The 23,905-nt window shown below is 73.7% G+C and carries 23 protein-coding genes; 10 read left to right on the top strand and 13 right to left on the bottom strand.

What is annotated here, in order from left to right; translation table 11 throughout:
• Nucleotides 1-2,315, top strand: a 2,315-nt coding sequence (locus I73_RS33185; protein ID WP_022980939.1) for a hypothetical protein, incomplete at its 5' end; no start/stop codon positions are given.
• A gap of 3 nt (nucleotides 2,316-2,318) precedes the next feature.
• Here the strand turns inward: I73_RS33185 and I73_RS27690 are convergent.
• The gene (locus I73_RS27690; protein ID WP_022980938.1) at nucleotides 2,319-3,563 is read right to left on the bottom strand and encodes a glycosyltransferase; all 1,245 of its coding nucleotides are present in this window, start codon (nucleotides 3,561-3,563) and stop codon (nucleotides 2,319-2,321) included.
• A 213-nt stretch (nucleotides 3,564-3,776) separates the two neighbouring features.
• Here I73_RS27690 and I73_RS12600 point away from each other — a divergent pair, with 213 nt between their 5' ends.
• A complete protein-coding gene (locus I73_RS12600; RefSeq protein ID WP_022980937.1) occupies nucleotides 3,777-4,688 on the top strand; it encodes a TauD/TfdA family dioxygenase in 912 nt (303 codons plus the stop codon).
• Nucleotides 4,689-4,785: 97 nt separating this feature from the next.
• Nucleotides 4,786-5,148 carry a VOC family protein gene (locus tag I73_RS12595; RefSeq protein ID WP_026096665.1) on the top strand — a complete coding sequence of 121 codons (363 nt, stop codon included), beginning with the start codon at nucleotides 4,786-4,788 and terminating at the stop codon, nucleotides 5,146-5,148.
• 10 nt (nucleotides 5,149-5,158) lie between these two features.
• Here the strand turns inward: I73_RS12595 and I73_RS12590 are convergent, their stop codons facing one another.
• Nucleotides 5,159-6,385 (bottom strand): LanC-like protein, encoded by a 1,227-nt coding sequence (locus tag I73_RS12590; RefSeq protein WP_022980935.1) that lies wholly within the window; start codon nucleotides 6,383-6,385, stop codon nucleotides 5,159-5,161.
• Nucleotides 6,386-6,509: 124 nt separating this feature from the next.
• Here I73_RS12590 and I73_RS33180 point away from each other — a divergent pair, with 124 nt between their 5' ends.
• Nucleotides 6,510-6,812, top strand: coding sequence for a hypothetical protein (locus I73_RS33180; protein ID WP_022980934.1), 303 nt, complete (start codon nucleotides 6,510-6,512; stop codon nucleotides 6,810-6,812).
• A 19-nt stretch (nucleotides 6,813-6,831) separates the two neighbouring features.
• Here the strand turns inward: I73_RS33180 and I73_RS12580 are convergent, their stop codons facing one another.
• From I73_RS12580 to I73_RS12545, 8 genes are all read right to left on the bottom strand, one after another.
• Complete coding sequence (locus tag I73_RS12580; RefSeq protein WP_022980933.1) at nucleotides 6,832-7,662, bottom strand: phosphodiesterase; 831 nt, start codon at nucleotides 7,660-7,662, stop codon at nucleotides 6,832-6,834.
• Nucleotides 7,656-8,429, bottom strand: coding sequence for an HAD family hydrolase (locus tag I73_RS12575; protein WP_022980932.1), 774 nt, complete (start codon nucleotides 8,427-8,429; stop codon nucleotides 7,656-7,658). The genes I73_RS12580 and I73_RS12575 overlap by 7 nt, the downstream gene beginning before the upstream one ends.
• Before the next feature lie 79 nt (nucleotides 8,430-8,508).
• Nucleotides 8,509-10,920, bottom strand: coding sequence for a S53 family peptidase (locus I73_RS12570; RefSeq protein WP_022980931.1), 2,412 nt, complete (start codon nucleotides 10,918-10,920; stop codon nucleotides 8,509-8,511).
• 130 nt (nucleotides 10,921-11,050) lie between these two features.
• Complete coding sequence (locus I73_RS27685; protein ID WP_022980930.1) at nucleotides 11,051-13,336, bottom strand: bifunctional diguanylate cyclase/phosphodiesterase; 2,286 nt, start codon at nucleotides 13,334-13,336, stop codon at nucleotides 11,051-11,053.
• Nucleotides 13,333-14,565, bottom strand: coding sequence for an FIST signal transduction protein (locus I73_RS12560; protein ID WP_022980929.1), 1,233 nt, complete (start codon nucleotides 14,563-14,565; stop codon nucleotides 13,333-13,335). Before I73_RS12560 ends, I73_RS27685 begins: the two co-directional genes overlap by 4 nt.
• Nucleotides 14,566-14,650: 85 nt before the next feature.
• Nucleotides 14,651-15,928, bottom strand: a complete 1,278-nt coding sequence (locus I73_RS12555) for a D-serine ammonia-lyase (protein WP_022980928.1) — start codon at nucleotides 15,926-15,928, stop codon at nucleotides 14,651-14,653.
• A gap of 43 nt (nucleotides 15,929-15,971) precedes the next feature.
• The gene (locus tag I73_RS12550; protein ID WP_022980927.1) at nucleotides 15,972-16,625 is read right to left on the bottom strand and encodes a DsbA family protein; all 654 of its coding nucleotides are present in this window, start codon (nucleotides 16,623-16,625) and stop codon (nucleotides 15,972-15,974) included.
• Nucleotides 16,622-17,014, bottom strand: coding sequence for a helix-turn-helix domain-containing protein (locus I73_RS12545; RefSeq protein ID WP_022980926.1), 393 nt, complete (start codon nucleotides 17,012-17,014; stop codon nucleotides 16,622-16,624). Before I73_RS12545 ends, I73_RS12550 begins: the two co-directional genes overlap by 4 nt.
• Before the next feature lie 110 nt (nucleotides 17,015-17,124).
• On the opposite strand from I73_RS12545, the gene I73_RS12540 reads away from it, so the two are divergent.
• Both I73_RS12540 and I73_RS27680 read left to right on the top strand, forming a co-directional pair.
• A complete protein-coding gene (locus I73_RS12540; RefSeq protein ID WP_022980925.1) occupies nucleotides 17,125-17,991 on the top strand; it encodes an SDR family oxidoreductase in 867 nt (288 codons plus the stop codon).
• A gap of 50 nt (nucleotides 17,992-18,041) precedes the next feature.
• Nucleotides 18,042-19,256, top strand: a complete 1,215-nt coding sequence (locus tag I73_RS27680; RefSeq protein ID WP_022980924.1) for an acyltransferase — start codon at nucleotides 18,042-18,044, stop codon at nucleotides 19,254-19,256.
• Here the strand turns inward: I73_RS27680 and I73_RS12530 are convergent.
• Nucleotides 19,184-19,570 (bottom strand): carboxymuconolactone decarboxylase family protein, encoded by a 387-nt coding sequence (locus I73_RS12530; RefSeq protein ID WP_022980923.1) that lies wholly within the window; start codon nucleotides 19,568-19,570, stop codon nucleotides 19,184-19,186. The genes I73_RS27680 and I73_RS12530 overlap by 73 nt on opposite strands.
• Before the next feature lie 87 nt (nucleotides 19,571-19,657).
• Here I73_RS12530 and I73_RS12525 point away from each other — a divergent pair, with 87 nt between their 5' ends.
• The 4 genes from I73_RS12525 to I73_RS12510 all read left to right on the top strand — a co-directional run bounded on the left by I73_RS12525 (nucleotide 19,658) and on the right by I73_RS12510 (nucleotide 21,533).
• On the top strand, nucleotides 19,658-20,104 hold the full coding sequence (locus I73_RS12525) for an SRPBCC family protein (protein WP_022980922.1): 447 nt from the start codon (nucleotides 19,658-19,660) through the stop codon (nucleotides 20,102-20,104).
• Nucleotides 20,105-20,111: 7 nt separating this feature from the next.
• The gene (locus tag I73_RS27675) at nucleotides 20,112-20,609 is read left to right on the top strand and encodes a BON domain-containing protein (protein WP_022980921.1); all 498 of its coding nucleotides are present in this window, start codon (nucleotides 20,112-20,114) and stop codon (nucleotides 20,607-20,609) included.
• 63 nt (nucleotides 20,610-20,672) lie between these two features.
• Nucleotides 20,673-21,005 carry a cupin domain-containing protein gene (locus I73_RS12515; RefSeq protein WP_022980920.1) on the top strand — a complete coding sequence of 111 codons (333 nt, stop codon included), beginning with the start codon at nucleotides 20,673-20,675 and terminating at the stop codon, nucleotides 21,003-21,005.
• A gap of 114 nt (nucleotides 21,006-21,119) precedes the next feature.
• Nucleotides 21,120-21,533 (top strand): hypothetical protein, encoded by a 414-nt coding sequence (locus tag I73_RS12510; RefSeq protein WP_022980919.1) that lies wholly within the window; start codon nucleotides 21,120-21,122, stop codon nucleotides 21,531-21,533.
• Nucleotides 21,534-21,551: 18 nt separating this feature from the next.
• Here the strand turns inward: I73_RS12510 and I73_RS12505 are convergent, their stop codons facing one another.
• Both I73_RS12505 and I73_RS12500 read right to left on the bottom strand, forming a co-directional pair.
• Nucleotides 21,552-22,379, bottom strand: coding sequence for an alpha/beta fold hydrolase (locus I73_RS12505; RefSeq protein ID WP_022980918.1), 828 nt, complete (start codon nucleotides 22,377-22,379; stop codon nucleotides 21,552-21,554).
• The gene (locus I73_RS12500) at nucleotides 22,376-23,809 is read right to left on the bottom strand and encodes an MFS transporter (protein WP_040500329.1); all 1,434 of its coding nucleotides are present in this window, start codon (nucleotides 23,807-23,809) and stop codon (nucleotides 22,376-22,378) included. The genes I73_RS12505 and I73_RS12500 overlap by 4 nt, the downstream gene beginning before the upstream one ends.
• Nucleotides 23,810-23,905: the final 96 nt, after the last annotated feature.

The following is a 23,905-nucleotide window of genomic DNA, read 5'->3' as shown; positions in this document are numbered from 1 at the left end:
CCCCCGCGCGCGCTGGCGCCCTGGCACGGACCCTGGTGCTGGCCGGCCTGAGCAGCCTGATCGCCCTGCCCGCCGCCCGGGCCAGCGGCGGCGATGGCTACGAAGAGAACGCCTACGCCCCCGAGCACCATGTCACCCCGGCCGCCCTGCCCGGCTACGCCGCCGGCCGACTGGGCGTCGTGCCCGGCAGCTACTGGCGTGTCTACCTGGCGCTGGCCTGGCGCGCGGCCCAGGGCCACCCGCTGAGCGCGACCGAGACCGCGGCGCTCAACGTGGACGGCTGGCATGTGGGCCCCACCGCCCCCGACTGGCAGGCCCGCCACGACGAGGACGCCACCGGCATCGCCGCCTGGCTGGCCGCCCGCACCCAGGCCGGCGCGGCACCGGTCAAGATCGAGGCCGAGCGGGCCACGCCGGACTACAGCTTCTTCCTGAACTGCCCCAAGGACGCCTTCGACCGCGCCCGCCAGACCCTGGCCGAACGCCAGCGCCAGAGCAGCGCCGCGCCGCAGTGGGCCGCGCGCTGGCTGGCCCAGCAGGACGCGGTCTTCGCCAACTGCTCGCCCCCGGGTGTCCAGTTCGGCCAGGCCACCCAGCCGCCGGCCGTGCTGCCCCCGGCCCTGCCGGCCGAGGCCCCGGCCTGGCTGCGGGCCGACCACGCCTACCAGAGCGCCGCCGCGCTGTTCTACACCGGCCAGTACGAGGCCGCGCGCCAGCGCTTCCTGGCCATCGCGCTGGACGGCAGCTCGCCCTGGCAACCCTGGGGCCGCTACCTGGCCGCACGCTGCCTGCTGCGCCAGGGCACCCTGGCCCTGGGGCCGGACCGCCAGCCCGAGCGCAGCGAGCGCACCCGCCAGTGGCTGCGCACCGCGCGCGACGAGCTGAGCGCCCAGGCCCCGAAGTTCGCCCCCGCCGCCGCCCTGCTGGGCTGGGTGGACGCCCGGCTGCGCCCGGCCGAGAAGGCCGCCGAGCTGGCCGGCCCGCTGACCCAGGCGCCGATGGACGCGGCGCAGGTGCGCGCCTTGAGCGACTACCTGGTGCTGCTCGACAGCCTGGAGCAGCCGCCCGGTCTGGAGAACCGCCCCGGCCTGATGCAGGCCAGCGACCCGATGACCCGCTGGATCGGCGCGATGCAGGCCGGCGACGATCAGCGCCCGGCCGCGCTGGCCCTGGCCCGGCGCGAGGCCCAGGCTGCCCCGGCCGGCAGCCCCGCCGCCGTGCTGTGGCTGGCCGCCCTCGTCGCCCAGGCCCAGCCCCGGCCCGCCGCCCTGCAGCTGAGCGAGGCCGAGCGCCGCGCCGCCGAGGCCGTGCCCGCCTCGTCGCCGCTGTACCTGCACCTGCGCTACCACCTGCTGCGCCTGCAGATCGAGGGCGGCCAGGCCGCCGCGGCCGATGCCGAGGTCAGCCGCCTGCTGGCCCACCCGCCCCAGCCCATGGACACCGCCACCCGCAACCGCTGGCTGGCCCTGAAGCTGGTGACCGCGCCCACGCTGGAGGCCTTCCTGGCCGCCGCGCCGCGCCAGATGGCGGACACCGGGGCGGGCACGCCGATCGCCCGCGAGGATGCGGCCTCTGCCACCGGAGCCGCCACCCCGCCCGCCGCCCCGGTGATGGGCCTGGACGAAGACTTCCCGCGTCGCCTCTACCGCGCGCTGCCCCTGTCCCTGCTCAAGACCCTGCCGAACCGGCCGGACCTGCCCGCCGCGGTGAAGACCGGGCTGATCGAAGCCCTGTGGACCCGCGCGGTGCTGCTGGGCGACTGGGCCACGGCCGACACCTGGGCGCCCACGCTGGCCCAGGGCCGCGGCACCACGGCGCACCTCTACACCCGCTTCGTCCAGGCCACCACGCCCGAGGCCAAGCGCCTGGCCGCCACGGTCATCTTCGTCAACACACCCGAGCTGCACCCGCACCGCGTGGACCCGCAGGGCAACGACACCGAATGGGGCTGCCAGGGCTGGGGCACGGGCGCGCAGGACGCGCTGGCCCTGACGCCGCCGGCCTTCCTCAGCCCGGCCCAGCAGGCCGAGGCCCGGCGCGAGCAGGCCCAGCTGGACGCCCTGCCCAACCGCAACGCCTACCTGGCCCCCACGCTGCTGGCCTGGGCCCAGGGCAAGCCGGCCGACCCGGAGGCACCCAAGGCCCTGCACTTCTTCGTGGCCAGCACCCGCAACGAATGCCGCCCGCCGGTGCCGGCCAACGGCCAGCCGGCCCCCGAGCCCACCTACTCGCGCGACGCCTTCCGCCTGCTGCACAAGCTCTGGCCCGACAGCGACTGGGCCCGCACGACCAAGTACCACTACGGCGGGCGCTGAGTCTCAGCGCGCCGGGGCCGGGGCCAGCGCGTCCGGCTCGGCGCCGCCCGTCACGGCCGGGGCCGCATGGGCCGAAGAAGCCTGGGGCTGCGGATCCGGCGCCCGGGCCTGGATCAAGCGCTGATCCACCAGGTCCGCCACCTCGAACACGGCCTGGTTGCGCACCCCGCGCACCCGGGCTTGCGCCGCGTCCAGGTCGGCCAGCAGACGGGCCACGCCCCCGGCAATGGCCTTGACCGAGGGCACCACCTCGCCCAGGCCCTGCTCGCGCACCCACTGGGCGTTGTAGCGCTCCTGCGGCATGGTCCAGCGGTTCTCGAAGGTGATGACCGGCAGGCCCATCTGCACCGCCTCGCTCAGCGAGCCCGGCCCCGGCTTGCCGACGAAGAAGTCCGCCAGCTGCATGTAGCGCACCACGTCGGTCGTGAAGCCCAGCACCGCGCGCGCCGCGCCCCCCTCGGGCACGGGCAGCGCCCGCAGGCGCTCGGCCAGCAGGGCGTTGTGGCCGCAGACCAGGATGAGCTGCACCTGCGGCAGGCTGCGGGCGATGCGCAGCATCTGCATGGACCCCTGGCCACCGAACATCACCAGGCCGGTGGGCCGGCCCGGCTGCAGGCCCAGGGCCTGCAGGGCCTGGTCGCGGGCTGCCGCATCCAGCGGCGCCACGTCGTGGAAGGCCGGGCGCAGGATCATGCCCGAGACGCGGTGCACATTGCGCGGCGCCACGCCCTGGGCCAGGGCCTGCTGCACCGCGCGTTCGGTGCCGCAGACGATCCACTGGTCCTGCCCCGGCTCGATCCAGAAATGCGGCGGTGTGTCGGCCAGGTCGGTCAGCACCGTGGCGCAGGGCGTGCCCGGCCGCGCGGCCTGCACCGATTCGTAGAGGCAGCGGTTGAAGTTGGGGATCAGCGAGACCACCACGTCCGGCCGCGTCTCGGCCCAGTGCGCCTGCAGCAGGCGCACGAGCCAGGGGTGGGCCCAGCGCACCGAGGCCTGCAGCAGCTTGAGCTCCTGCGCCAGGCCCAGGGTCCAGCCGCGCGCCAGGCGGCGGTTGTAGACATCCTCGGGCGCCATGCCGGTCAGGCGCCGGAATCGGTCCTGCGCGTCCAGCACCGCCATCAGGTTCACCAGCCGCACCCGCAGGGCGGGGCCATGGCGCTGCTGCAGCACGGCCTGCAGGGCCTGGGCCGCGGCCCGGTGGCCGCCACCGGCGTTGAAGTAGACAAGGTCGAGGGTGGGGGCGGTCATGCCCTGCGCAGCTTGCGCAGTCTGCTTGACAGGCGTGTGACGCCCCGGTGGCCCGGCCCGACCGCGGGCTTGCTCGCCCAGGGCATTTGCATGCGCGAAACGGTCGCAAGCCGGGGCCGGACGCTTTGACCCACGGCAAGAGCGCACCCGCCCCGCGGCTTCGAAGATCGTGGCCCCTCCCTTCACCCCAAGGCCTTGCCTTGCCATGACACCATGAGCTTCTACCAGGACTTCTTCGACAAGCAGGCCATCGCGGCCTGGAACCAGCGCGAGCGCCAAGCCTTTGTCAGCTTCGAGCTCAAGCCGCTGGCACCCACGCTGGGGGCCGAGATCCGCGGGCTGGACCTGTCGCTCCCGCTGACCGAGGCACAGCAGACCGAGCTGCGCCGCGCCATGGGCGAGTACCTGGTGCTGGCCTTTCGCGACCAGCACCTGGACAGCGCCCAGCACAAGGCCTTCGCGCGCCAGTTCGGCACCCTGCACCGCCATGTGCTCGCCAAGAGCCGGGTGGTGGCCGGGGGCACCGACGACCCGGAAATCCTGGCCTGGCGCACCGGCAAGGACTCGCGCTTCACCGCCGGCGATGCCTGGCACCACGACGTCTCCTGCGACGCCGCGCCGATCTGGGGCTCCTTCCTGCGGGTCACCCGCCTGCCCGAGGGTGGCGGCGGCGACACCCTGTTCGCCAACATGGTGCTGGCCTACGAGTCGCTGTCGGAGCCCTTCCGTCGCTTCATCGACGGGCTCAGCGCGGTGCACGATGGCGCCCAGGCCTGGACGGCGGGCTACGGCTCGCGGCCGGAGCCGGGCCAGACCTTCCCTGCCCACGAGCACCCGGTGGCGCCGCGGCATCCGGTGACGGGCCAGCGCTTTCTGTACGTCAACGAGGCCTTCACCTCGCACATCGTCCAGCTCAGCCGCGGCGAAAGCCAGGCGGTGCTGCAGCAGCTCTACCGCCACATCGAGCGCCAGGTGTCCTTCCAGGTGCGGGTGCGCTGGGAACCCGGCACCCTGCTGTTCTGGGACAACTGGGCGACCCAGCACCATGCGGTGTGGGACTACTTCCCGCGCGAGCGCTGGGGCGAACGGGTCTCGGTCTGCCTGCCCCACGGCCCGCAGGTCTGAGCCCGGGCCCGGGTCGGCCCGACGTTGACAGGGTCGGGGCCGGGATGCGAGTCTCGTGGCCTTCCCCCACAGCGCCCACCCGGGCAAGGAGGCCACCATGTTCGACCACATCGGTTTCGGCGCCAGCGACCTGCCTGCCAGCAAGTCCTTCTTCGTCCAGGCCCTGGCCCCGCTGGGCGTGGGGGTGGTGATGGAGGGCGACTACGGCGTGGGCCTGGGCCTGCCTGGCAAGCCCTCGCTCTGGCTGCACCAGGACGACCTGCCGCCCACCCCGCTGCACCTGGCCTTCACCGCCAGCAGCCGGGCCCTGGTGGACGCCTTCTACAAGGCGGCCCTGGCCGCGGGCGGGCAGGACAACGGCCCGCCGGGCCTGCGCCCGCACTACCACGCCAACTACTACGCGGCCTTCGTCATCGGGCCCGACGGCCACAACGTCGAGGCCGTCTGCCACCTGCCCTGAAGCGGCCCGATCAGACGAAGTCCAGCGTGGGCAGGCCCGGCCGGGCCTGCAGGCACTGCCACAGGTAGACGGCCACGCCGGCATCGCCGGTCCAGAGGTTGTAGCGCCCCAGGCCGTGGGCCTGGCGCTGCTGCGCGCACTGGGCGATGGCGTGCATGGCGAAGCGACGCGCCCGGTCCAGCCAGCGGGCCTCGCCGGTGCGCTGGTGCAGCACCAGAAAGGCCTGGCCGTTGCCTGCGGTGCCATGGCACAGGCCCGGGCCCTTGGCCAGCGGGCCGGCGGCCCACACCACCTCGCCCGCGGCCTGCAGCAGGGCGTCCAGCCGCGGGTCCTGCCCCACCGGGAAGCCGGCCAGCGCGGTGACGATGCCCGGCGCCCCATGGCACCACTGCATCAGCCACTTGGTGGGCGTCGGCGCGGTGCCCGGTGCGTGCGCCTGGGGCGGCCAGTTCACGCCATCGCCCGCCTGCACGGCCGTGGCCGCCAGGGTGTCGGCGCAGCGCGTGTACAGGGCCGCGCGCTGCGCCGGTTCGAGCAGGTCCGCCCCCAGCAGCAGGGGCTGCAGATTGCCGGCCCAGCCGTGCGCGGCGCCCAGGTAGCGGGCCTGGCGGCCGTACAGGTCCTGGGTCCAGACCCAGGCGGGCGGTTCGCTGTCGCCCACGCGGGTGTCCCAGCGCGCCCACAGGGCCTGCACGTTCTGCATGTAGGCGTCGCGCCAGCGCGCCTGGCCGGTCAGGCGCCAGAGGTGCAGGGCCGCCAGCATCGTGCCGGACGCGCCCCACAGCGGCTCCAGCGCGGGGTGGCCGATGTTGGCCAGCACCTGGGCGTGCAGGCGCTCGGCCACGTCCGCATCGCCGGTGGCCCGCCACAGCGCCAGCAGGATGCCGGCCTCACCCAGGTAGAGCGAGGGCACGAGTTCGCCGCTGTCCGGCGCGGCCAAGTAGGCCGCATGGGCCGAGCGCAACAGGGCCACCGGGTCGGTGTGCCGCAGCCGCGCAGCCCCGGTCTGCTGCAGGTGCCACAGCGCCCAGCCCAGGCCGGCACTGCCCAGGTAGAGGCCCTTGAAGCCGCCGGCCGGCGTGTCGCCCTCCTCGTCCTGCGGATGCAGCGGCCAGTGCCCCTGCGGCCCACGGTTGCGCTCGATGTCGTCCACGATGTCCTGCAGGGCAGCCTGGGCCTGCCCGGCGTCCCAGGGGGTGTCGCACAGGGCTTCGTGGCGGGCGGGGTCGAAGAGCATGGGGATCTCCGGTAGACGAGACAGGGGCCAGGCGGTGGGCTCGGGGGTCAGCGATCGTAGGCCCTGCCAGGGTGGTGGCATCCATCCTGCTTGGGTGACGTGCTCGTCATCTTCGCTGTCTGCCATGCCCCTTCCCACCCTCTGCTTTCGACGCACCCTGCGCCTGCTCGGGCTGAGCGCGGCCGCCGTGGGGTGCACCGCCCTGCAGGCCCAGGACGCGGTGACGGACTCGCCGCACGAGAAGGCCTGCCGCACCGAGGTGTCCAAGTTCGAGGAGACCATCGTCTTCCTGCGCCAGACCCAGGGCCCGGAAGCCGCCGCCCGGCTCAAGGAGGAGCTGCTGCCGGCCAAGCTGGAGAACGAGATCCTGATGCAGCAGGGCTACTGCGGCCTGGTGAAGCACCTGCGGGACAAGCGCCTGCTCTGAGCCCGCCCTCGCCGGTGGCTCAGAAGGGGTAGGGGCCCGGCCAGTCCCCGCTCACCGCGCCCAGCGTGACCAGGCCGTCGGCCAGGCTCCAGCGGTGCAGCAGGTAGCCCGGCGGCTCCAGATTGAAGCGGGCCGGCTGGCCCGGCCGCAGTTCCAGCGCGATCTGGTGCGCGGTGCTGGGTGCGACGATGACCGGCACCCCGGCCAGCTGGCCATGGATGTGGCGGTGCAGGTGGCCGCACAGAATGGCCTGCACCTGCGGGTGGCGGCCCAGCAGGCCGGCCAGGGCCTCGCGGCCTTCGCCCAGGTTCATACCGTCCATCTCGTGCAGACCGGTGCGCAGCGGCGGGTGGTGCAGGGCCAGCAGGGTGGGCCGCTGCGGCGCCTGGGCCAGGGTGTCGGCCAGCCAGTCCAGGCGCTCGCGGCAGAGCATGCCGCCGGGCCGGCCAGGGATGACCGTGTCCAGCCCGATCAGACGCAGGCTGGCCGCGCCCTCGGGCAGGTCCGTCACCCATTGGGCAAAGGATGGGGCAAAAGACTGGGCGAAGGGCATGTCGGCCGCCCAGGGCTGCTCGGGAAAGGCCTCGCGCAGCGCCGCCCGGTCGTCGTGGTTGCCGGGCAGCAGGCGCATCGGCAGGCGCAAAGGGGCCAGCAGGGCCCGCAGCCGGGCGTATTCGGCCGGGTGGCCGCTGTCCACCAGGTCGCCGGTCAGCAGCAGCAGATCGGGGGCCGGGTCCAGCGCGGCCACGCTGGCCACGGCCTGCTGCAGCAGGGCCGCGGTGTCCACCCGGCCGCTGGCCAGCGTGCCCGGGCGGGTGATGTGGCAGTCGCTCAGTTGCGCGATCAGCATGGCAGCAGCACCTCGTTCACCCATTCCGCAAAACCCAGGCCGCCGGGCGCCTGGGTGATGTGGGCGGGCGCCACGGGCAGCGCGGCCAGGTGGGGCCGGATGTTGGCCACGCCCACACTGCGCCGGAAGGTCTCGAACATCTGGGCGTCGTTGAGCGAATCGCCCACGAAGGCAGCGTAGCCGGGGGCCTCGTCCGGTGTCCATCCGTGACGACGCCGCAGCCAGGCCAGCGAGGCGGCCTTCTTGCTGAAGTCTCCCAGCCAGAGGTTGATGTGGATGGAGCTGGCGGTGGCCTGCACGCCCAGCGCATGGGCATCGGCCAGGGCCTGGCGCACCGTTTCGGCGGGCACGGGCGGGACCTCCTGCGCGTGGTCGAGCGCCAGGTCGCAGCGGCGGTAGGCGTTGTCCAGCGCCAGGCGCAGCCCCGGGTGCTGGCGCAACAGCGTGGCGGCAGCCTTCTGCAGCCAGGCCTGGTGGCGCATGCGGGTGGCCTCGTCCTGCCAGTCGCGGTAGCGCAGGTGGCGGCCTTCGCGCTCGATGGTGAAGGCGCCGTTCTCGCCGATGACCGCCGCCACCGGCCAGGTGCGGGCGATCTGGTCGCACCAGCCAGCGCAGGCGCCAGTGACCGGCACCAGGGCGATGCCGGCCGCGGCCAGGCGCTCCATGGCCGCCAGCGTCACCGAGGGCAAACGGCCCTCCCAGGTGAGGGTGTCGTCCACGTCGGTCAGGACGACGCGGGGCAGCGGGTGGGGGGCGGAGGTGGACACGCCCTCAGGCTAGCATGCCCACCTCCGGGAAGGTGGCAAGCCCCCTGCCGGCAGCAGGTGCCTTGCCGGCCGGGGAGGCTCAGCGGATGACGATGGACTGTGTGGCCGTGGCGCTGCGCCCGGCGGAATCGATCACCTTGAGGGTCAGGGTGTAGCTGCCGGCCACCGGCTTGGGCCAGGACAGATTCACCGAGGTGCCCGACAGCGAGAAGCCCATGCCCAGCGGCGCGCCGCCGATGGTGACCTGCAGCCAGCTGACCCCCGGGTCGGTGATGGTGATGGTGCCCGACAGCGGCTGGCCGGCCTTCCCCGTGAGCGCCGGTGCGCTGATCACCGGGCCGGCGGGCGTCGTCGCGGCCGCCTGGATCACCAGTGTGATGACCCCGCTGCCGCTCAGGCCGGTCTTGCTGTCCTTGGCGCTGACGGTGATCTTGTAGCTGCCCACCACCGGCTTGGCCCAGCTCAGCACGCCGGAGGTGCTGATGGCCACGCCCGCAGGCGCGCCGGCCAGGCTGTAGCTGACCGCATTGGCCGCGCTCACCCCCACCGTGTACTGCAGGGCCTGCCCGGCAGTGCCGTTGACGGTGGCGGTGGAGACGGTGGGCGCCACCGGGGCCGCGATCACGACGGTGTAGACGCCCTGCCCGCTCAGCCCGGTCTTGCTGTCCTTGGCCGTGGCCGTGACCTGGTAGCTGCCCGCCACCGGCGCGGCCCAGCTCACCACCCCGGCCGTGCTCACCGCCATGCCCGCCGGTGCGCCCGACAGGCTGTAGCTGACCGGGTTGGCCGCGGTGACCGACACGCTGAAGGACAGCGCCACCCCGACCTGGCCGTTGACCGTGGCCGGCGTGACCACCGGCGGCGTGGCCAGCACGCTCGCACTGGACAGCGCGGACAGCAGGGCGCTGGCCTGGGGCGTGCCCAGGCCCGAAGGCAGGTCGAAGCCCGCCTTGGCCGAGCAGACACTGCAGCTGCCATGGCTGCCGCTGGTCACATCCAGGAAGCTGGCCGCATAGCTCGTGCTCTTGCTGGCAATGCCGCCATAGAGCGCCGTCTGCGGCGTGGTGAGCGACGCCAGCCCGGTCTGGGCCCGCAGCGCGTTGGCCACGGCCAGCAGGCCGGCCCACTGCGGCGTGGCCAGGCTGGTGCCCCCCGCGCTGACCCAGCCCACGGTGCTGCTGCCCGGGGCGATGGTGGCCACGTACTGGCCGGTGGCCGGGTCGGCATTGAAGGCCACGTCGGCCACCCCCCGGCGGACCGGAACGCCCATGCCGGGCACGCTGCTGTTCTGGTAGCTGGGGGTGGCGACATAGGCGCTCACCCCGCCGCCGGTGCCAGACCAGACGGCCTCGCCGCGGGCAGCGCCGCTGTAGGCCAGCGAGGTGCCCCCCACCCCCAGCACGCGGGCCGAGACCGAGGGCCACTCGACCCCCGCACCGTTGTCGCCCGTGGCGGCGGCGTAGCTCATGCCGGTGCCGGCAAAAGCGCCGTCGACCGACCCGACCCAGCTGCCTTCACCGGCGCCGAAGCTCATCGACACCACGCCCGGGCCCATGGCATTGGCCAGCTGCACCGCCGCCAGCAGGCTGTTGAGGCTGGCATCGGGAGCCTCGATCAGCACGATGCGGGCCAGCGGCGCGGTGGCATGGGCCCATTGCACGTCCAGCGTGATCTCGGTGGCCCAGCCGGCGTCGTAGGCCGGCGCCGTGGTGCTCATCTTGCCCGCGCTGTTGGCGTACACCACCGAGAAGCTGCAGCCCGTCTTGGCGGCCGCGGCCAGCGGCAGGCTGGCGGTGGCGGCAATGGCGGTGGTGGTGCAGGCCGGCAGGCCGAACTTGCTGTTGAAGGCCGCCAGCTCGGCGACCACGCTGGGATCGTGGTAGGCGTCGACGATGTAGACGGTCTGGCCCGCCCCGAGCTGGGCCGCCTGGGCAGCGCTGAGCGTGGTGCCGGCGGCTGGCAGCGCGGGCAGCTGGTAGGCCGCGCGGATCTGGGCCGGTGTGTAGGTGACCACGGTGCTGCCCGCGGCCAGCGGCTGCATCCCGGAAGGGGTGGCGCCCTCGGTGGCGGCCGCGGCCTGCATGCGGCGCGTCGCCCCGTCGCTGCCGGCCGCCAGCGCGGCCTGCAGGGCCTGCGGTGTCAGCCGGCGTGAAGGCAGGCCGGCCAGGGCCTGCGGCACGGTGCTGGCGTGCGGGGCCAGGCCCGCCGAGGCGTCGGGCTGCGCGGCGTCCAGGTCGGACGGCGCGTCCAAGACCACCGGCGCGACGTGGAAGGCCGGCGTGGCCTGGACCGCCGAGGGCAGCGGCGCACCGTCCGGAACCACGGCATCGAAGGTGAGGCTGGCGGAGGCCAGTTCCCCAGGCACGGGTGCGGGGGCATCGCTCCCGCCACCGCAGGCCGACAGGCACAGGGCCAGGCCGGCAGCGGTGCCGCGCATCGCGGGGGAGGACAGGGCGAGCACGACCGGGTGGCGGCGGCGAGGGCGGTGCATGGTGGTGGTTCCTGGAATGGGCGGTCAAGCGACCGTCATGCGGCCCTCCAGTGACAGTGAGGCCGCGGTGAAGCGCACCCGTCATCGTCATACCAGGCAGGGTGTTGAGCGCTCGGGCGCCACCGGCCGCTCAGAGCGGCAATCCTCCACGAACCATCGCATCGGCTTGCGCCAGAACGTCCTGCAAGAGCATGGGTCGGGCAAACCAGTAGCCCTGGGCGCAGCCGATGCTGGTATGACGGCGCAGGTAGTCCAGTTCCTCGGCGGTCTCCACGCCCTCGGCCACCACGGCGATGCCCAGGGCCCCGCACAGCGATTCGATGGCCCGCAGGATGCCCTGGCTGCGCGGGCGCTGGTGCACCTGGCTGATGAAGGTGCGGTCGATCTTCACCTCGTCGGCGATCTCGTCGCTGAGCATGGCCAACGAGGAGTAGCCGGTGCCGAAGTCGTCGATGGACACGCGCAGGCCGCGTGCCCGCAGCAGCGGCAGCACCCGGCGCTGGAAGCGCTCGGCGGCCACCAGCGCGTCCTCGGTCAGCTCCAGGATCAGGCCGCGGGCCTGGTCCGGCGTGATGCCCCGGGTCAGGGCGTCCATGAAGGCCACGTCGCCGGCCTGGCGGGCGGCGATGTTCAGGCTGACCCGGGTGTCCGGGCCGAAGCATGCGCGCAGGCGCGGCAGCGCGGCCTGCACGTCCTCCAGCACGATGTGGGTGATCTGGTCGAGCAGGCCCAGCTCGCCGGCCAGCTCGATGAACTCCGAGGGCGGCACCAGCGAGCCATCGGCCCGCACCCCCCGCACCAGCGCCTCGAAGCCGACCAGGCGCCCCTCGGCCAGGCTGACCTTGGGCTGCAGCAGCGTGGCAAAGCGCCGCTCGCGCAGGGCCAGGCGCAGGCGCTGCTCCGTGTCCATGCGCGCGGTCAGGGCCTCGCCCATGGCGGCGGTGAAGAACTGGGCGCTGCCCTTGCGGTCCTGCTTGGCGCGGTACATGGCGTTGTCGGCCGAGCGGCGCAGTTCCTCGTAGCTGCGGCCGTGCAGCGGGTAGATGCAGACCCCCACCGACGCGGAGGTGAGCACCTCCAGGCCCTCGATGGCAAAAGGCTGCTTGAGGCCGTCCACCACCCGCGCCACGATGGCCTGCAGATCGTCGGCCTGGTGCAGCGGGTCGATCAGCAGCAGGAACTCGTCGCCGCTGATGCGGGCCAGGGTGTCGCTGGGGCGGATCAGGGCGCGCACCCGCTCGGCCGCCGCGCGCAGCAGCGCGTCGCCCACCGCGTGGCTGTAGAAGTCGTTGACCTGCTTGAAGTTGTCCAGGTCGATGAAGGCCAGCGCCACCAGGGCCTCGTCGGCGCGCTCGCGCAGCGTCTCGGCCACGATCTCCTGCATGCGGGCGCGGTTGGGCAGGCCCGTCAGCTCGTCCACATAGGCGCGCAGCGCCAGCTCGCGCTCGTAGTGCTTGCGCTCAGAGATGTCGCTCAGCAGGGTGAGCTGCATCGCCTCGTCGAAGACCTGCACCGGCTTGCTGGTGATCAGCAGGGTGTGTTCGCCGCCGTCCACCGCCACCTCGCGCTGCTGCACGCCGGGCGCACGGCTCAGGCCGTCGCCGCGCCGGCGCCCGCGCGGCGGCGGCACCGGGTCCAGCAGCGCGCGGGCCCGCTCGTCGAAGGCCTGGCCGGGCTGGTGATGCAGCATCTGGTCGGCCACGGCATTGCTCATCAGCAGTTGCTGGTCGCCCTGGCGCAGCACCAGGCCCACCGGCAAGTGCTCCACCACCTGGTGCAGCAGCCGGGCATTGCGCTGGGCCTCCTGCTCGCTCTGGCGCAGGCGCTCGGCCAGCTGGTGCAGCTCGCGGCTGCGCTGCACCGTCTGGTGGGCGAAACGGGCGGCCAGCGCATGCGAGACCAGCAGCGCGAAGCGCCGCCCCAGGTCGACGTGGTCGCGTGTGTAGCCGGGCTCGCTGGCGCCGCGGCGCAGGGCCAGGATGCCGCGGTGCTCGCGCACCCGCACCGGCAGGTAGAGCCAGTGCAGCGGGGGCTCTGCGCCGGCCAGGGCCGCCGCGGTGGGCACGGTGGCCACGGCCCGCCCGGCCAGCACCTTGCGCAGCAAGGGCGTCAGCGGCCAGCGCTGGCCTTCGGCCTCGGCCGGCTCGGCCACCGTGCAGCTCAGGCCGTCGCCGTCCGGGCCGTCGTCCTGGATCAGCATCAGCGCATGGGTGAAGGTGAAGACCCGGCGCAGCGAGGCGAAGACCCGTGGGAAGAGGTCGGCATCGGTGTCCAGCGTCAGCAGGGATTCCAGCGCGTCCAGCAAGCGCTGGGTCTGCGCGCTGCCGGCCTTGAGCGCCTCGTGACTGCGCTGCAGGCCCTGCAGCACCTCGCGCAGGGCCTCGGTGCTTTGCAGATCGCCGTCGAGCCCGGTCATCGCACCAGCTCCTCGGCCCCGAAGACCACGGCGGCCACCATCAGGTTGCCGTGCACATTGCGGTCCAGCAGCCAGCCTTGCTCGCCGAAGGTGAAGCAGCCCAGGAAGGGCACAGGCCCCAGGCGCTGGCGCAGCGCCTGCACCACCGAGGCCACCGCCTCGCCCACCGCCATGCGGCAGCCGCCGCAGTAGACGATGAGGGCCCCGGCCACGGTCTGGCCGGCCGGCAGCGCAGCACGCGCCTGGGCCGCCACCCGGCCGGCCCGGAAGACCAGGCGGCCGCGGTCGCCGCGCATGGCCTGCAGGCGGTCGCCCACCCGCAGGTCGCAGAAGGTGCGCAGGCTGTGGCCCGGCGTGATGGCTTCGGGGTGCACCAGCAGGTAGTGGGGCAGGCCATGCAACTGGCCCACCTTGACCGCCAGCGGGTGCAGTGCGGTCTGCGCCAGCACCACGCCGCCGCCGTCCAGCTGCGGCTGCAACGCACCGCCCAGCCACTGGTTGTAGACCTCCGCGGCGGGCTGGCCGTCGATGGTGAGCAGCTCGCGGCCTTGCATCGGCGCATCCGGCTGCGCCCCCTGGCGCCGGCCGGTCGTGCCGCCCACGCCGGTGACCACGCCGCTCTGCCCGGTGGGCTCATACCCCCCCTGGAACACCACCCGCACCGCGGCCGTGGGGTAGAGCACCGCCACCACCAGGCCGCCACGCAGCGGGCCCTGCGGCCCCAGCTGGCGCCAGCGGCCGGCCACCGCGTTGTCCGCGGCACTCCCACCGACGATGGGGCAGCGGTCGCCCAGCACCCGGCGCAGGCCGGCCAGCACGGCCTCCTCGCGGCCCGGCTCCTGGTAGATCCACACCAGCGCGGGCAGCTCGCCTGCGCAGCCGGCCCGGTCCATGGCCTCCAGCAGCAGCGCGCTGGCCCGGCCCTGGGGGTCGCCCTCCAGCGGGCCGGCGGCCACGCCGTAGTCGCCGCCCGGGTCTTCCAGACCCATCAGGCCGATCTGGTGGTGATCGGCCAGGCCGTCCTGGCTCATCAGGCCACCGGCCGAGCTGCCGCCGATGACGGGCACCCCGGGCCAGCGCTGGGCCAGCGCGCGATGCAGGCCCTCGTCGTCGGCCGCCTCGCCATAGAAGGCGAAGACCAGCCGTGGCGCGGTCTGCGACGGCAGGCAGGCGGCCAGCCGTTCTACGGCCAGGACCGGGCTGCTGCCCGTGACGACATGGGTCTTCATCGTTCTGTTGCGGTGGGACGAACGAACCCCGCCTCCCTGGCGCGATTGTGTCCCCCTGGTTCTGTTTGTTGTCGGCGCGTTGCGCTCAGGCTTGAGCGGCTTGACCCAGAGCAAGTCCACCCGCCAGCAGGGCCTGGAAGACCTCGGCGGGCAGGCCCTGTCCGCCGGTGGTCCACACCAGGGGCACGACCGGCGCGGGGCACCAGGCGGCCACGGTCTCGGCCCAGGGGCCGGCCAGCATCTCGTGGGCCACGAAGCCCGCGGCGGCCGAAGGCTCCAGCTGCAGGCCGTGCGCCTCGTGCTGGAAGCGCAGCATGCGCAGCAGGTCGGCATCGCTCACCGTCACCACCGCGTCCACCAGCGGGCCGGCCAGGGCCGCCACCCGGGCCGAGGCGCGCGGCACGGCCAGGCCATCGGCCACGGTGTGGTTGGACAGGCCGATGTCGTAGACGCTGGCCGCGTCGTCGCCGGTGGCCAGGCGCAGCAGGAAACAGGGCGCGGCCACCGGCTCGACGAACACCACCTGCACCGCGTCGCCCCACAGGCACTTGAGGCCGAAGGCCACGCCGCCGGGCGCGCCGCCCACGCCGCAGGGCAGGTAGACGCGCAGTGGCCGCGCCGCCGTGGGCGCCAGGCCCTGGGCCGTCAGCTGCGGCGCCAGATCCCAGGCCGCCGCGGCATAACCCAGGAAGAGCAGCAGCGAATCTTCGTCGTCGATGAAATAGGCCGCCGGATCGGCCGCGGCCAGGGCGCGGGCGCCGGCCACCGCCTGGGCATAGTCGCCCGCGTGTTCCACCACCGTGGCGCCCACCGCGCGCAGCCGGTCCTTCTTCCAGGCCTGGGCGTCGTGCGACATGTGCACCGCCACCCCCAGGCCCAGGGCGCGGGCCATCACGCCCACGCTGTAGCCCAGGTTGCCGGTGCTGCCCACCAACACCCGGTGGCGGGCGAACAGCGCACGCGCCGGGGCATCCGCCAGCAGCGCGGTGTCGCCGCCCGGGGCCAGCAGGCCGGCGTCCAGCGCCAGCTGCTCGGCGTGGCACAGCACCTCGTAGACCCCGCCGCGGGCCTTGATGCAGGCGGTGATGGGCAGCTGGTGGTCGGCCTTGACCCACAGCGCACGGCCATGGTCGTCGCCCTGGCGCAGCAGCGGCGAATCGATGCGTCCGTCCGGCCCGAGTTCGTGCGGGAACAGGCGGGCCAGCAGCGGGCCGAAGCGCCGCCAGCGGGCCACCGCCGCCTCCACGTCGGCCCGGCCCACCGGGCTGTGGGCCAGCACCTGCGCCGCCGGCCGGCGCTGCGGGTGGGGCCAGAAGAAGGGTTGGGCCGCGCGCAGCGGCGCCGGCAGGTCGGACAGGGACATGACGGGACCGGCCCGAAGGCCGCCAGAACCGGACCGGCCGAGCTTACGCCCCTGCAGCCGTCTGCAGCGCCGCCTGCACCGCGGCCACAAAGGCCTCGGGCCGGCCCAGGTGCTGGCCCACCGGCAGCGGGGTCCAGCGGCCGGCGTGCTCCAGCGCCAGCGTCGGAAAGCCCTGGCCGCCCAGCCAGTCCAGCAGCGCCCGGCTCTGGGTGAAGTGGGCCTCGGTGGGCGCGCCGGCCAGGGCGTCGAGCTGGGCGGCGAAGGCGGCCTCGTCCAGCCCCAGTTCGGCGGCCAGCGCACGCAGCACCGCGGGCTCGGCAATGCGCTGCCCTTCGACGAAATGGGCCTGCTGCAGCCGGTGCAGCAGGGTCAGGCCCGGCAGGCCCAGGGTCTGCGCCGCCAGCAGGGCGGTGGTGGGCGGGGCGCTGTCCAGCACCACGGTGTCGTCCTGCAGCAGGCCGTCGGTGTAGGCCGCGCCGAAGGGCTGGCCGGTGAGCTGGGCGATGCGCCGGTCGTGCGGCATCACGTAGGCCCGCCAAGCGGGCGTGAGCCGCAGGCGGCGCTCGCCCACCAGCATGCCGCCGCCGTGCAGCTGCACCGTCACGCCGGGCACCTGGCTGGCCGCCTCCACCAGGGGCGCGGCGGCATAGCACCAGCCGCACAGCGGGTCGTGGATGAGGTGCAGGGTGGCGCTCATGCGGCCTCCTGCACGGCGCGCTGGGCCAGCACATCGCCCAGCCGCACCTCGATCCAGTCGGCCAGCTGGCGCACCCGCTCGGCGGCCTCACGGCCCAGCGGCGTCAGGCTGTACTCCACATGCGGCGGCACCACGTCGAAGGCCTGGCGCAGCACCAGGCCGTCGCCCTCCAGCCACTGCAGGGTCTGGGCCAGCATGCGCTCGCTCACCCCGCCCACGGGGCGGCGCAACTCGGCAAAGCGGTGGGTGCGGGTTTTCAGCACCAGCAGCACCAGCACGCCCCAGCGGCTGGTGAACTGCTTGAGCACCTCGCGCGAGGGGCAGTCCGCCGCCAGCAGGTTGCCGCGGCGCACGGCCTTGGACAGGGGGACCCGGGTACTTACCTTCATGTGCGTACTTCCGAAAAGTAAGTGCAAATCGTACAGTGACCTCGACGCACTTTCAAGCGCGTTTCAAAACACCCCGTTCCGTCCGAACCGAACACCCAAGGAAACCGACCATGACCACCCCCGCCCACACCCTTGCCATCACCGGCGCCACCGGCCAGCTGGGCCGCCTTGTGCTGCAGAGCCTGAAGACCCGCGCCCCCGGCGCCAGCGTCATCGCCCTGGCCCGCACCCCGGCCAAGGCCGCCGACCTGGGCGTGAGCGTGCGCCAGGCCGACTACACCAGCGCCCCCGAGGTGCTGGCCGCCGCCCTGGCCGGCGTGGACACCCTGCTGCTGATCTCCGGCAACGAGATCGGCCAGCGCGAAGCCCAGCACCGCCACGTCATCGAGGCCGCCCAACTGGCGGGCGTCAAGCACCTCGTCTACACCAGCCTGCTGCATGCCGACCGCTCGCCCCTGTCGCTGGCGCCCGAGCACCTGGCCACCGAAGAAATGATCCGCGCCAGCGGCATCCCGGCCACCGTGCTGCGCAACGGCTGGTATGCCGAGAACTACAGCGCCGGTTTCCCGTCTGCGGTGGCGCATGGCGCCCTGCTGGGCAGCGCGGGCGAGGGCCGGCTGGCCCTGGCCACCCGGGCCGACTACGCCGAGGCCGCCGCCACCGTGCTGGCCAACCCGGCCGCCCACGCCGGCAAGGTCTACGAACTGGCCGGTGACACGGCACCCACGCTGGCCGAGCTGGCCGCCGAGATCGGCCGCCAGGCCGGCAAGCCGGTGCCCTACAAGAACCTGCCGGCCGAGGAATACACGGCCGTGTTGCGCGGCGCCGGCCTGCCCGAGCTGTGGGCCGTGGCCCTGCCGCAGTTCGACCTGGGCGCGGCCCAGGGCGCGCTGTTCGACGACGGCCACCAGCTCTCGGCCCTGATCGGCCGGCCCACCACGGCTCCGGCCTCCTACGTGGCCGCGGCGCTGAAGTAAGGCGCCACCCCGGGCCCTGAGCCCGGCGGGCGCGGCGAAAATCCGCGCCCATGCCCGCCCCCGCCGAACACGCCCGCCACCAGGCCGGCCTGGACACCCTGCGTGCCCTGGCCATCGGCCTGGTGTTCATGTACCACTACATGGTGTTCGTCTCGCGCGAGCCGACCTTCGGCTGGCTCAGCGACGTGGGCTGGGTGGGGGTGGACCTGTTCTTCGTGCTCAGCGGCTACCTCATCACCGACGGCCTGCTGCGCGGCGGGGTGGCCGGCCGGCGGCTGGCCCTGGGCGCCTTCTATGCGCGACGCATCCTGCGCACCTGGCCGGTGTTCTGGGTGGTGCTGGCGGCCTACTTCCTGTGGCCGGACGCGCTGGGCGGGCGCACCCCGCCGCCACTGTGGCGCTTCCTCACCTTCACGCAGAACTGGAACCTGCCCACCGGCACGGCGTTTTCGCACGCCTGGTCGCTGTGCATCGAGGAGCAGTTCTACGCCCTGCTGCCGCTGGCGGTGCTGGGCGGCGGCTGGCTGGCGCGCCGCCGGGGCTGGGGCGTGGGCACCGCCTGGGCCGGCATGGCCCTGCTGCTGGCCACCGGCGTGGGCACCCGCGCCTGGCTGTGGCAGCGCTACGGCCTGGAGGCCCAGGGCCAGCTGGAGCTGTACTACCGCTGGGTCTATTACGGCAGCGCCAGCCGCTTCGACGAATTCCTGCCCGGCGTGGCCCTGGCCCTGCTGCAGCACCGCCACCCGGCCACCTGGCAGCGCCTGATGGGCCCGGGCGGACGCTGGCTGCTGCCGGCCGCGCTGGCGGCCTGCGCCGCCATGGGCTACGGCGTGATCGCGGGGTTCTACATCGACGGGTACGGCTACGGCGGCTTCATGAGCATCGCCGGCTACTCGCTCATCGCCTGGAGCTTCGGCCTGCTGCTGGCCGCCGCGCTGCGCCCGGGCAGTTGGCTGCAGCGCACCCGGGTGCCGGGGGCGGCTTGGCTGGCGGCGGTGTCCTATCCGCTGTACCTGTCGCACAAGCCGGTGGCGCATTGGCTGGCCACGCAGGGCGGCCCCGCCCTGGCCGCCTCACCCGGGCTGCGCCTGGGCCTGATCACCCTGGCCTGCGCCGCCATGGCCACCCTGCTGCACCACGCGGTGGAGCGGCCCGCGCTGCGGTGGCGCCAGCGTCGCTGGCCCAGCCAGTTTCAGGCCTTGGGCCCGTCGATGACCTCGGCCGCCGAGCGGAAGCCCTCCACCGCGGCGGGCAGGCCGCAGTAGATGCTGGCGTGCAGCAGCACCTCCTGGATCTCCTGCACGGTGGCGCCGTTGTTGAGCGCGCCGCGCACATGGCCCTTCAACTCGTGCGACTTGCCCAGCGCGGTCAGCATGGCGATGGTCACCAGGCTGCGGGTCTTCAGGTCCAGGCCCTCGCGCTGCCAGGTGTCGCCCCAGGCGTTGCGGGTGATGTATTCCTGCAGCGGCGCGGTGAACTCGGTCAGGCCGCTGAAGGCCTTCTCCACGAAGGCCTCGCCCATCACGCGCTTGCGCATGGCCAGGCCTTGCTCGAAATCCTTGTTGGACGAGGTGGTCATGGTGAAACTCCCGGCGGGTTGGTGATGCAATCGGTCGGATTCTAGGAACGCCGCTTGCCGGGCGTTCACCCCTCAAGGAGACCGCCCATGGCCGACCGCACCCTGACCCTGCACCGCGTGCTGCGCGCCCCGCCCGAACGCATCTACCGCGCCTTCCTGGACCCGGAAGCCATGTGCAAGTGGCTGCCGCCCAAGGGCTTCGTCGCCCAGGTGCAGGAGTTCGACGCCCGCGAGGGCGGGCGTTACCGCATGTCTTTCCGCAATTTCAGCAACGGGCAGACGCACGCCTTCGGCGGCAGCTACCTGCGCCTGGTGCCCGATGAGACCATCCGCTACAGCGATCACTTCGACGACCCCAACCTCACGGGCGAGATGATCACCACCGTGACGCTGCGCACCGTGTCCTGCGGCACCGACCTGACCGTCACGCAGGAGGGCATTCCGGCGCTGATCCCACTGGAGATGTGCTACCTGGGCTGGCAGGAGTCGCTGGACCAGCTCGCCGCGCTGGTGGAACCCGACATTCCCGGCTGAGACCGCCGTGCCCCTGCCCGAGCCTGCGCCCGCACCGACCAACTGGTTCGGCGACCCCTTCGTGCAGGTGTCCGCGGCAGTGGCGGGTTGCCCCGAGCCGCTGGGGCCACGCATCACCCCGGCCGAGCGACTGGCGCAGTCGCACCACCGCGCGGAGCGGGGCACCACCTGCTTCCTGCAGGGCCAGTGCAGCGAGCCCAACGCCTACCGCTACGACATCGACATCGCCCGCGCGGTGGTGCAGGCCCTGCGGCAGAGCCCGCGGGTGGCACAGGGCACGCTGTGGGTGACGGTGCAGGGCCGCGACGTCTTCATCGAAGGCTGCGCCCCCGCCGCCCAGGCCACGGCCGACGAAGCCGAGAGGCTGGCCCGCCAGGTGCCCCAGGTGCTCGCCGCCGTGGCCGCGGTGTTCGATGGCCAGGGCACGGCACCCTACCGCACCTGGCCGAACAGGCCCTCGGACGGGCAGCGCCGCAGCAGTTGCCACCCGGTGCAACCCGGTTGACGCGCCCGGCGCCCCGTGGCATCACCCTGGCATGTGCATCCGCTGGATGCGAGGAGCACCACCATGGCCCTCAAGCACGCCTGCCACGACGAGGTCATCGACCCCTACGCTGGCATTGATGAACAAGGCATCGGGGTGAGTGCCAGCCTGCTGCGCACCCCCCACCTGCAGCTGATGCGCCTGGTGCTCAAGGCCGGCGCCACGTTGCGCGAGCACCGGGTGCGCGGCGAGATCACCGTGCAGTGCCTGCGCGGCGAGGTGGAGGTCTCCACCCCCGAGCGCGAGTGCAGCCTGGAAGCCGGCCAGCTGGTGGTGGTGCCCGGCGGCGAGCCGCACGCGGTGACGGCCCGCAGCGACTGCCTGCTGCTGCTGACGGTGGTGCACGGCGGGGCCTGAGCGGACTGGCAGCCCCGGGCCTGGGGCTTGCATGGCAGGGCTTGCCGCGCCGCGGCGGCATGGTGCGCCGTGGCAAACCCGACAAACCCCACGCGCCCCGCGCGCTGCCTTGCCATGGCCCGCCAACTGCACGCCCACCTGAACCCCGCGTCACTGCCCGACCGCGCCGCCCTGCAGCAGGCGCTCGACGCCCTGAAGCTCGGCCTGAAGATCGACGGCCCCTGGTCGCCCGAGGGCCCGGCCGGCTACCTGCCCTTCACCGTGATGGGCGAAGACGCCGGGGTCTACCTGGCCATGGAACACGACCAGCCGCCGCCGCAGGCGCTGGCGCCCGAAGGCAGCGCGCTGACCGCCCGCCTGGGCCTGCGCTGGGGCGGCGACGCGCGCGAACAGCTCACCGCCGTGGCCGTGACCGCCGCCCTGGCCGCCAACTTTGGCGCGGTGGTGGTGGACCCGGACCAGAACACCCTGCGCCCCGCCGACGCCCTGCTGCGCCAGGCCCGCACCCTGCGCGACGAGAACTTCTGAGGCCTCAGGGCTCAGGGCTCAGGGCCGGGAAAGACCGGCCAGAAAGCCCGCCACCGCGTCCAGCACGGGCTGCGGGTGCTGGCGGTGCGGCACGTGGCCGCAGCCGGGCAGCAGGGCCAGCGTGGCAGGGCCGCCGGCCAGCGCCATGAAGCGCTGCGGTTGGGCGGGCGAGCCGTATTCGTCCTGCTCGCCGTGCAGCACCAGCAACGGGCAACGCAGGCCGGGCAGCAGGGCGTCCAGGTTCCAGCTGGCAAAGGCTGGGGACAGCCAAGTGTCCACCCAGGCGCGCAGCACCCAGGGTGCCTTGTCGCCGTGGTGGGCGGCAAGGCGGGCCATGGCGGGCGAGCTGCCGTCCGGCCCCGCGGCGGCGAACTGCGCTTCGGCCGCGCGGATGCCGGCCAGCGTCAGCGGCTCCACAAAGGCCTGGGCCGATTCGAGCACCAGGGCCTCGCAGTCGTCCGGCCAGGCGTGGGCGCAGCCCAGGGCCATGCCGCCGCCCACGCTGTGTCCCAGGGCCACAAAGCGGCCGATGCCCAGCTGCGCGCGCAGGGCCGCAAAACCCTCGCGGGCCTCGTCCTGCACAAAGCTCAGCGCCAGGGTGCTGGGGTGCGGGTCCGAGCGGCCGAAGCCCAGGCGGTCGTAAGCGATCACTTCACGCTCGGTGACGCGCGCCAGCCGGGCGGGGAAATCTCGCCAGACGGAGACGCTGCCCAGCGATTCGTGCAGCAGCACGATGGGGCTGCGGGCCCCGCCCTCGGCCTGCGGCGGCGTCCAGCGGCGGGCGAACAGCCGGCCCTGCGGCGTGGCGATCCAGTGGTCGTGGGTGGGAATGGGCGGCAGCGTCATGCCCCGATGCTAGGCGCGGGGGCCGCGCCCCGCCCCGGGCTGCGCAGCAGGCTGATGCCTGCCGAGGCCAGCGCCAGCACGGCCGATGCCGCCAGGCCCCAGCGTGCCGCCGGCCCGGCCGGCAGGACGTGAAAGAGCAGGCCCATCATCAGACTGCCCAGCGTCTGGCCGGTGAGGCGGGCGGTGCCTTGGGCACCCCCGGCGGCGCCGCTGCGTTCGGGCGGGGCGTTGAGCAGCATGTTGCGGTTGTTGGGCGTCTGGAAGAAACCGAAGCCCGCGCCGGCCAGCGCGGTGAAGACGCTCACGCCCAGCCAGGGGTGGCCCTGCAGCGGCACCGCCGCGCACAGGGCCAGGCCCAGGGCCAGCAGCGCGCCGCCACCCGCGCACAGCCAGGCGGTGGGCAGGCGGTCCGACAGGCGGCCGGCCAGCGGGGCGGCCAGCATCACCGCCAGCGGCCAAGGCGTCATCAGCAGGCCGGTGGCCAGGGTGCTCTGGCCCAGGCCATGCAGCAGGTAGAAGGGCATGGCCACGGTGGCGCCCATCTGCCCGGTGAAGCAGCAGACCGAGGCCAGGATGGAGATGCGAAACGGGTGGCTGCGCAGCAGATCCAGCGGAATGAGCGGCGCGGCGCGCGGCAGCTCGCGCCGCACCAGGCCCACGCCGCACAGCAGCGCCAGCGCCAGCAGCGCGGCGCCCTGCGCGGGGTGGTCCATCAGCCGGTCGGTGCCCAGCACGAAGGCGGCGAACATGCCGGCGTTCAAACCAATGCTGACCCCATCCAGCCGCCGGTGCGCGGTGGTGCCTTGCGGCAGGCCCACGCAGGCCAGCAACACCAGCCCGCCCAACGGCAGGTTGATGGCAAAAAGCCAGCGCCAATCGGCCACAGACAGCACCGCCGCCCCCACCGCCGGCCCCGCTGCCGATGCCGCCGCCACCGTCAGCGCGTTCCAGGCCACGGCCTGGCCCAGCAGGCGGCGCGGGTAGATGTCGCGCAGCAGCGCCAGCACCAGCGGCGCGGTCACCCCACTGCCCACGCCCTGCAGGCAGCGCCCGGCCACCAGCCAGGGCAGCGAAGGTGCCACCGCACACAGCAGGGACGCCAGCAGAAACAGCGCCAGCCCCCCAGCGAACACGCTGCGGAAGCCCAGGCGCTCCCCCAGCGCCGCCGCCGGCAGCAGGCACATCACCACCGCCAACTGATAGGCCGTGACCACCCACACCGCATCGGCCGGCGTGGCGTGCAGCACCTGGGCGATGGCGGGCAAGGCCACGTTGGCGATGGTCATGTCCATCAGCACCAGCACGATGCCGCCCAGCAGTGCGGCCATGGCCACCCAGCGGCGCGGCGTGGGCAGGCCATCGGGCACGGCCGGGGCGGCAGAAGGAGCGGGCGGCAGGGCGGGAGACGCCGCGGCAACGGGTGAGGACATGGTGGCGGGGACAGCAGCAAAGGGGGACAACAAACGCACCGCCAGCTTAGGCAGGCGCCGCCCGCCTGCCCAGCGCGTGGCGTGCAGGTCATTCAT

Source organism: Ideonella sp. B508-1 (assembly GCF_000333615.1).
In the GTDB taxonomy this organism is placed as follows: domain Bacteria; phylum Pseudomonadota; class Gammaproteobacteria; order Burkholderiales; family Burkholderiaceae_C; genus Ideonella.
This window is presented reverse-complemented; position numbering and strand designations above follow the sequence as displayed.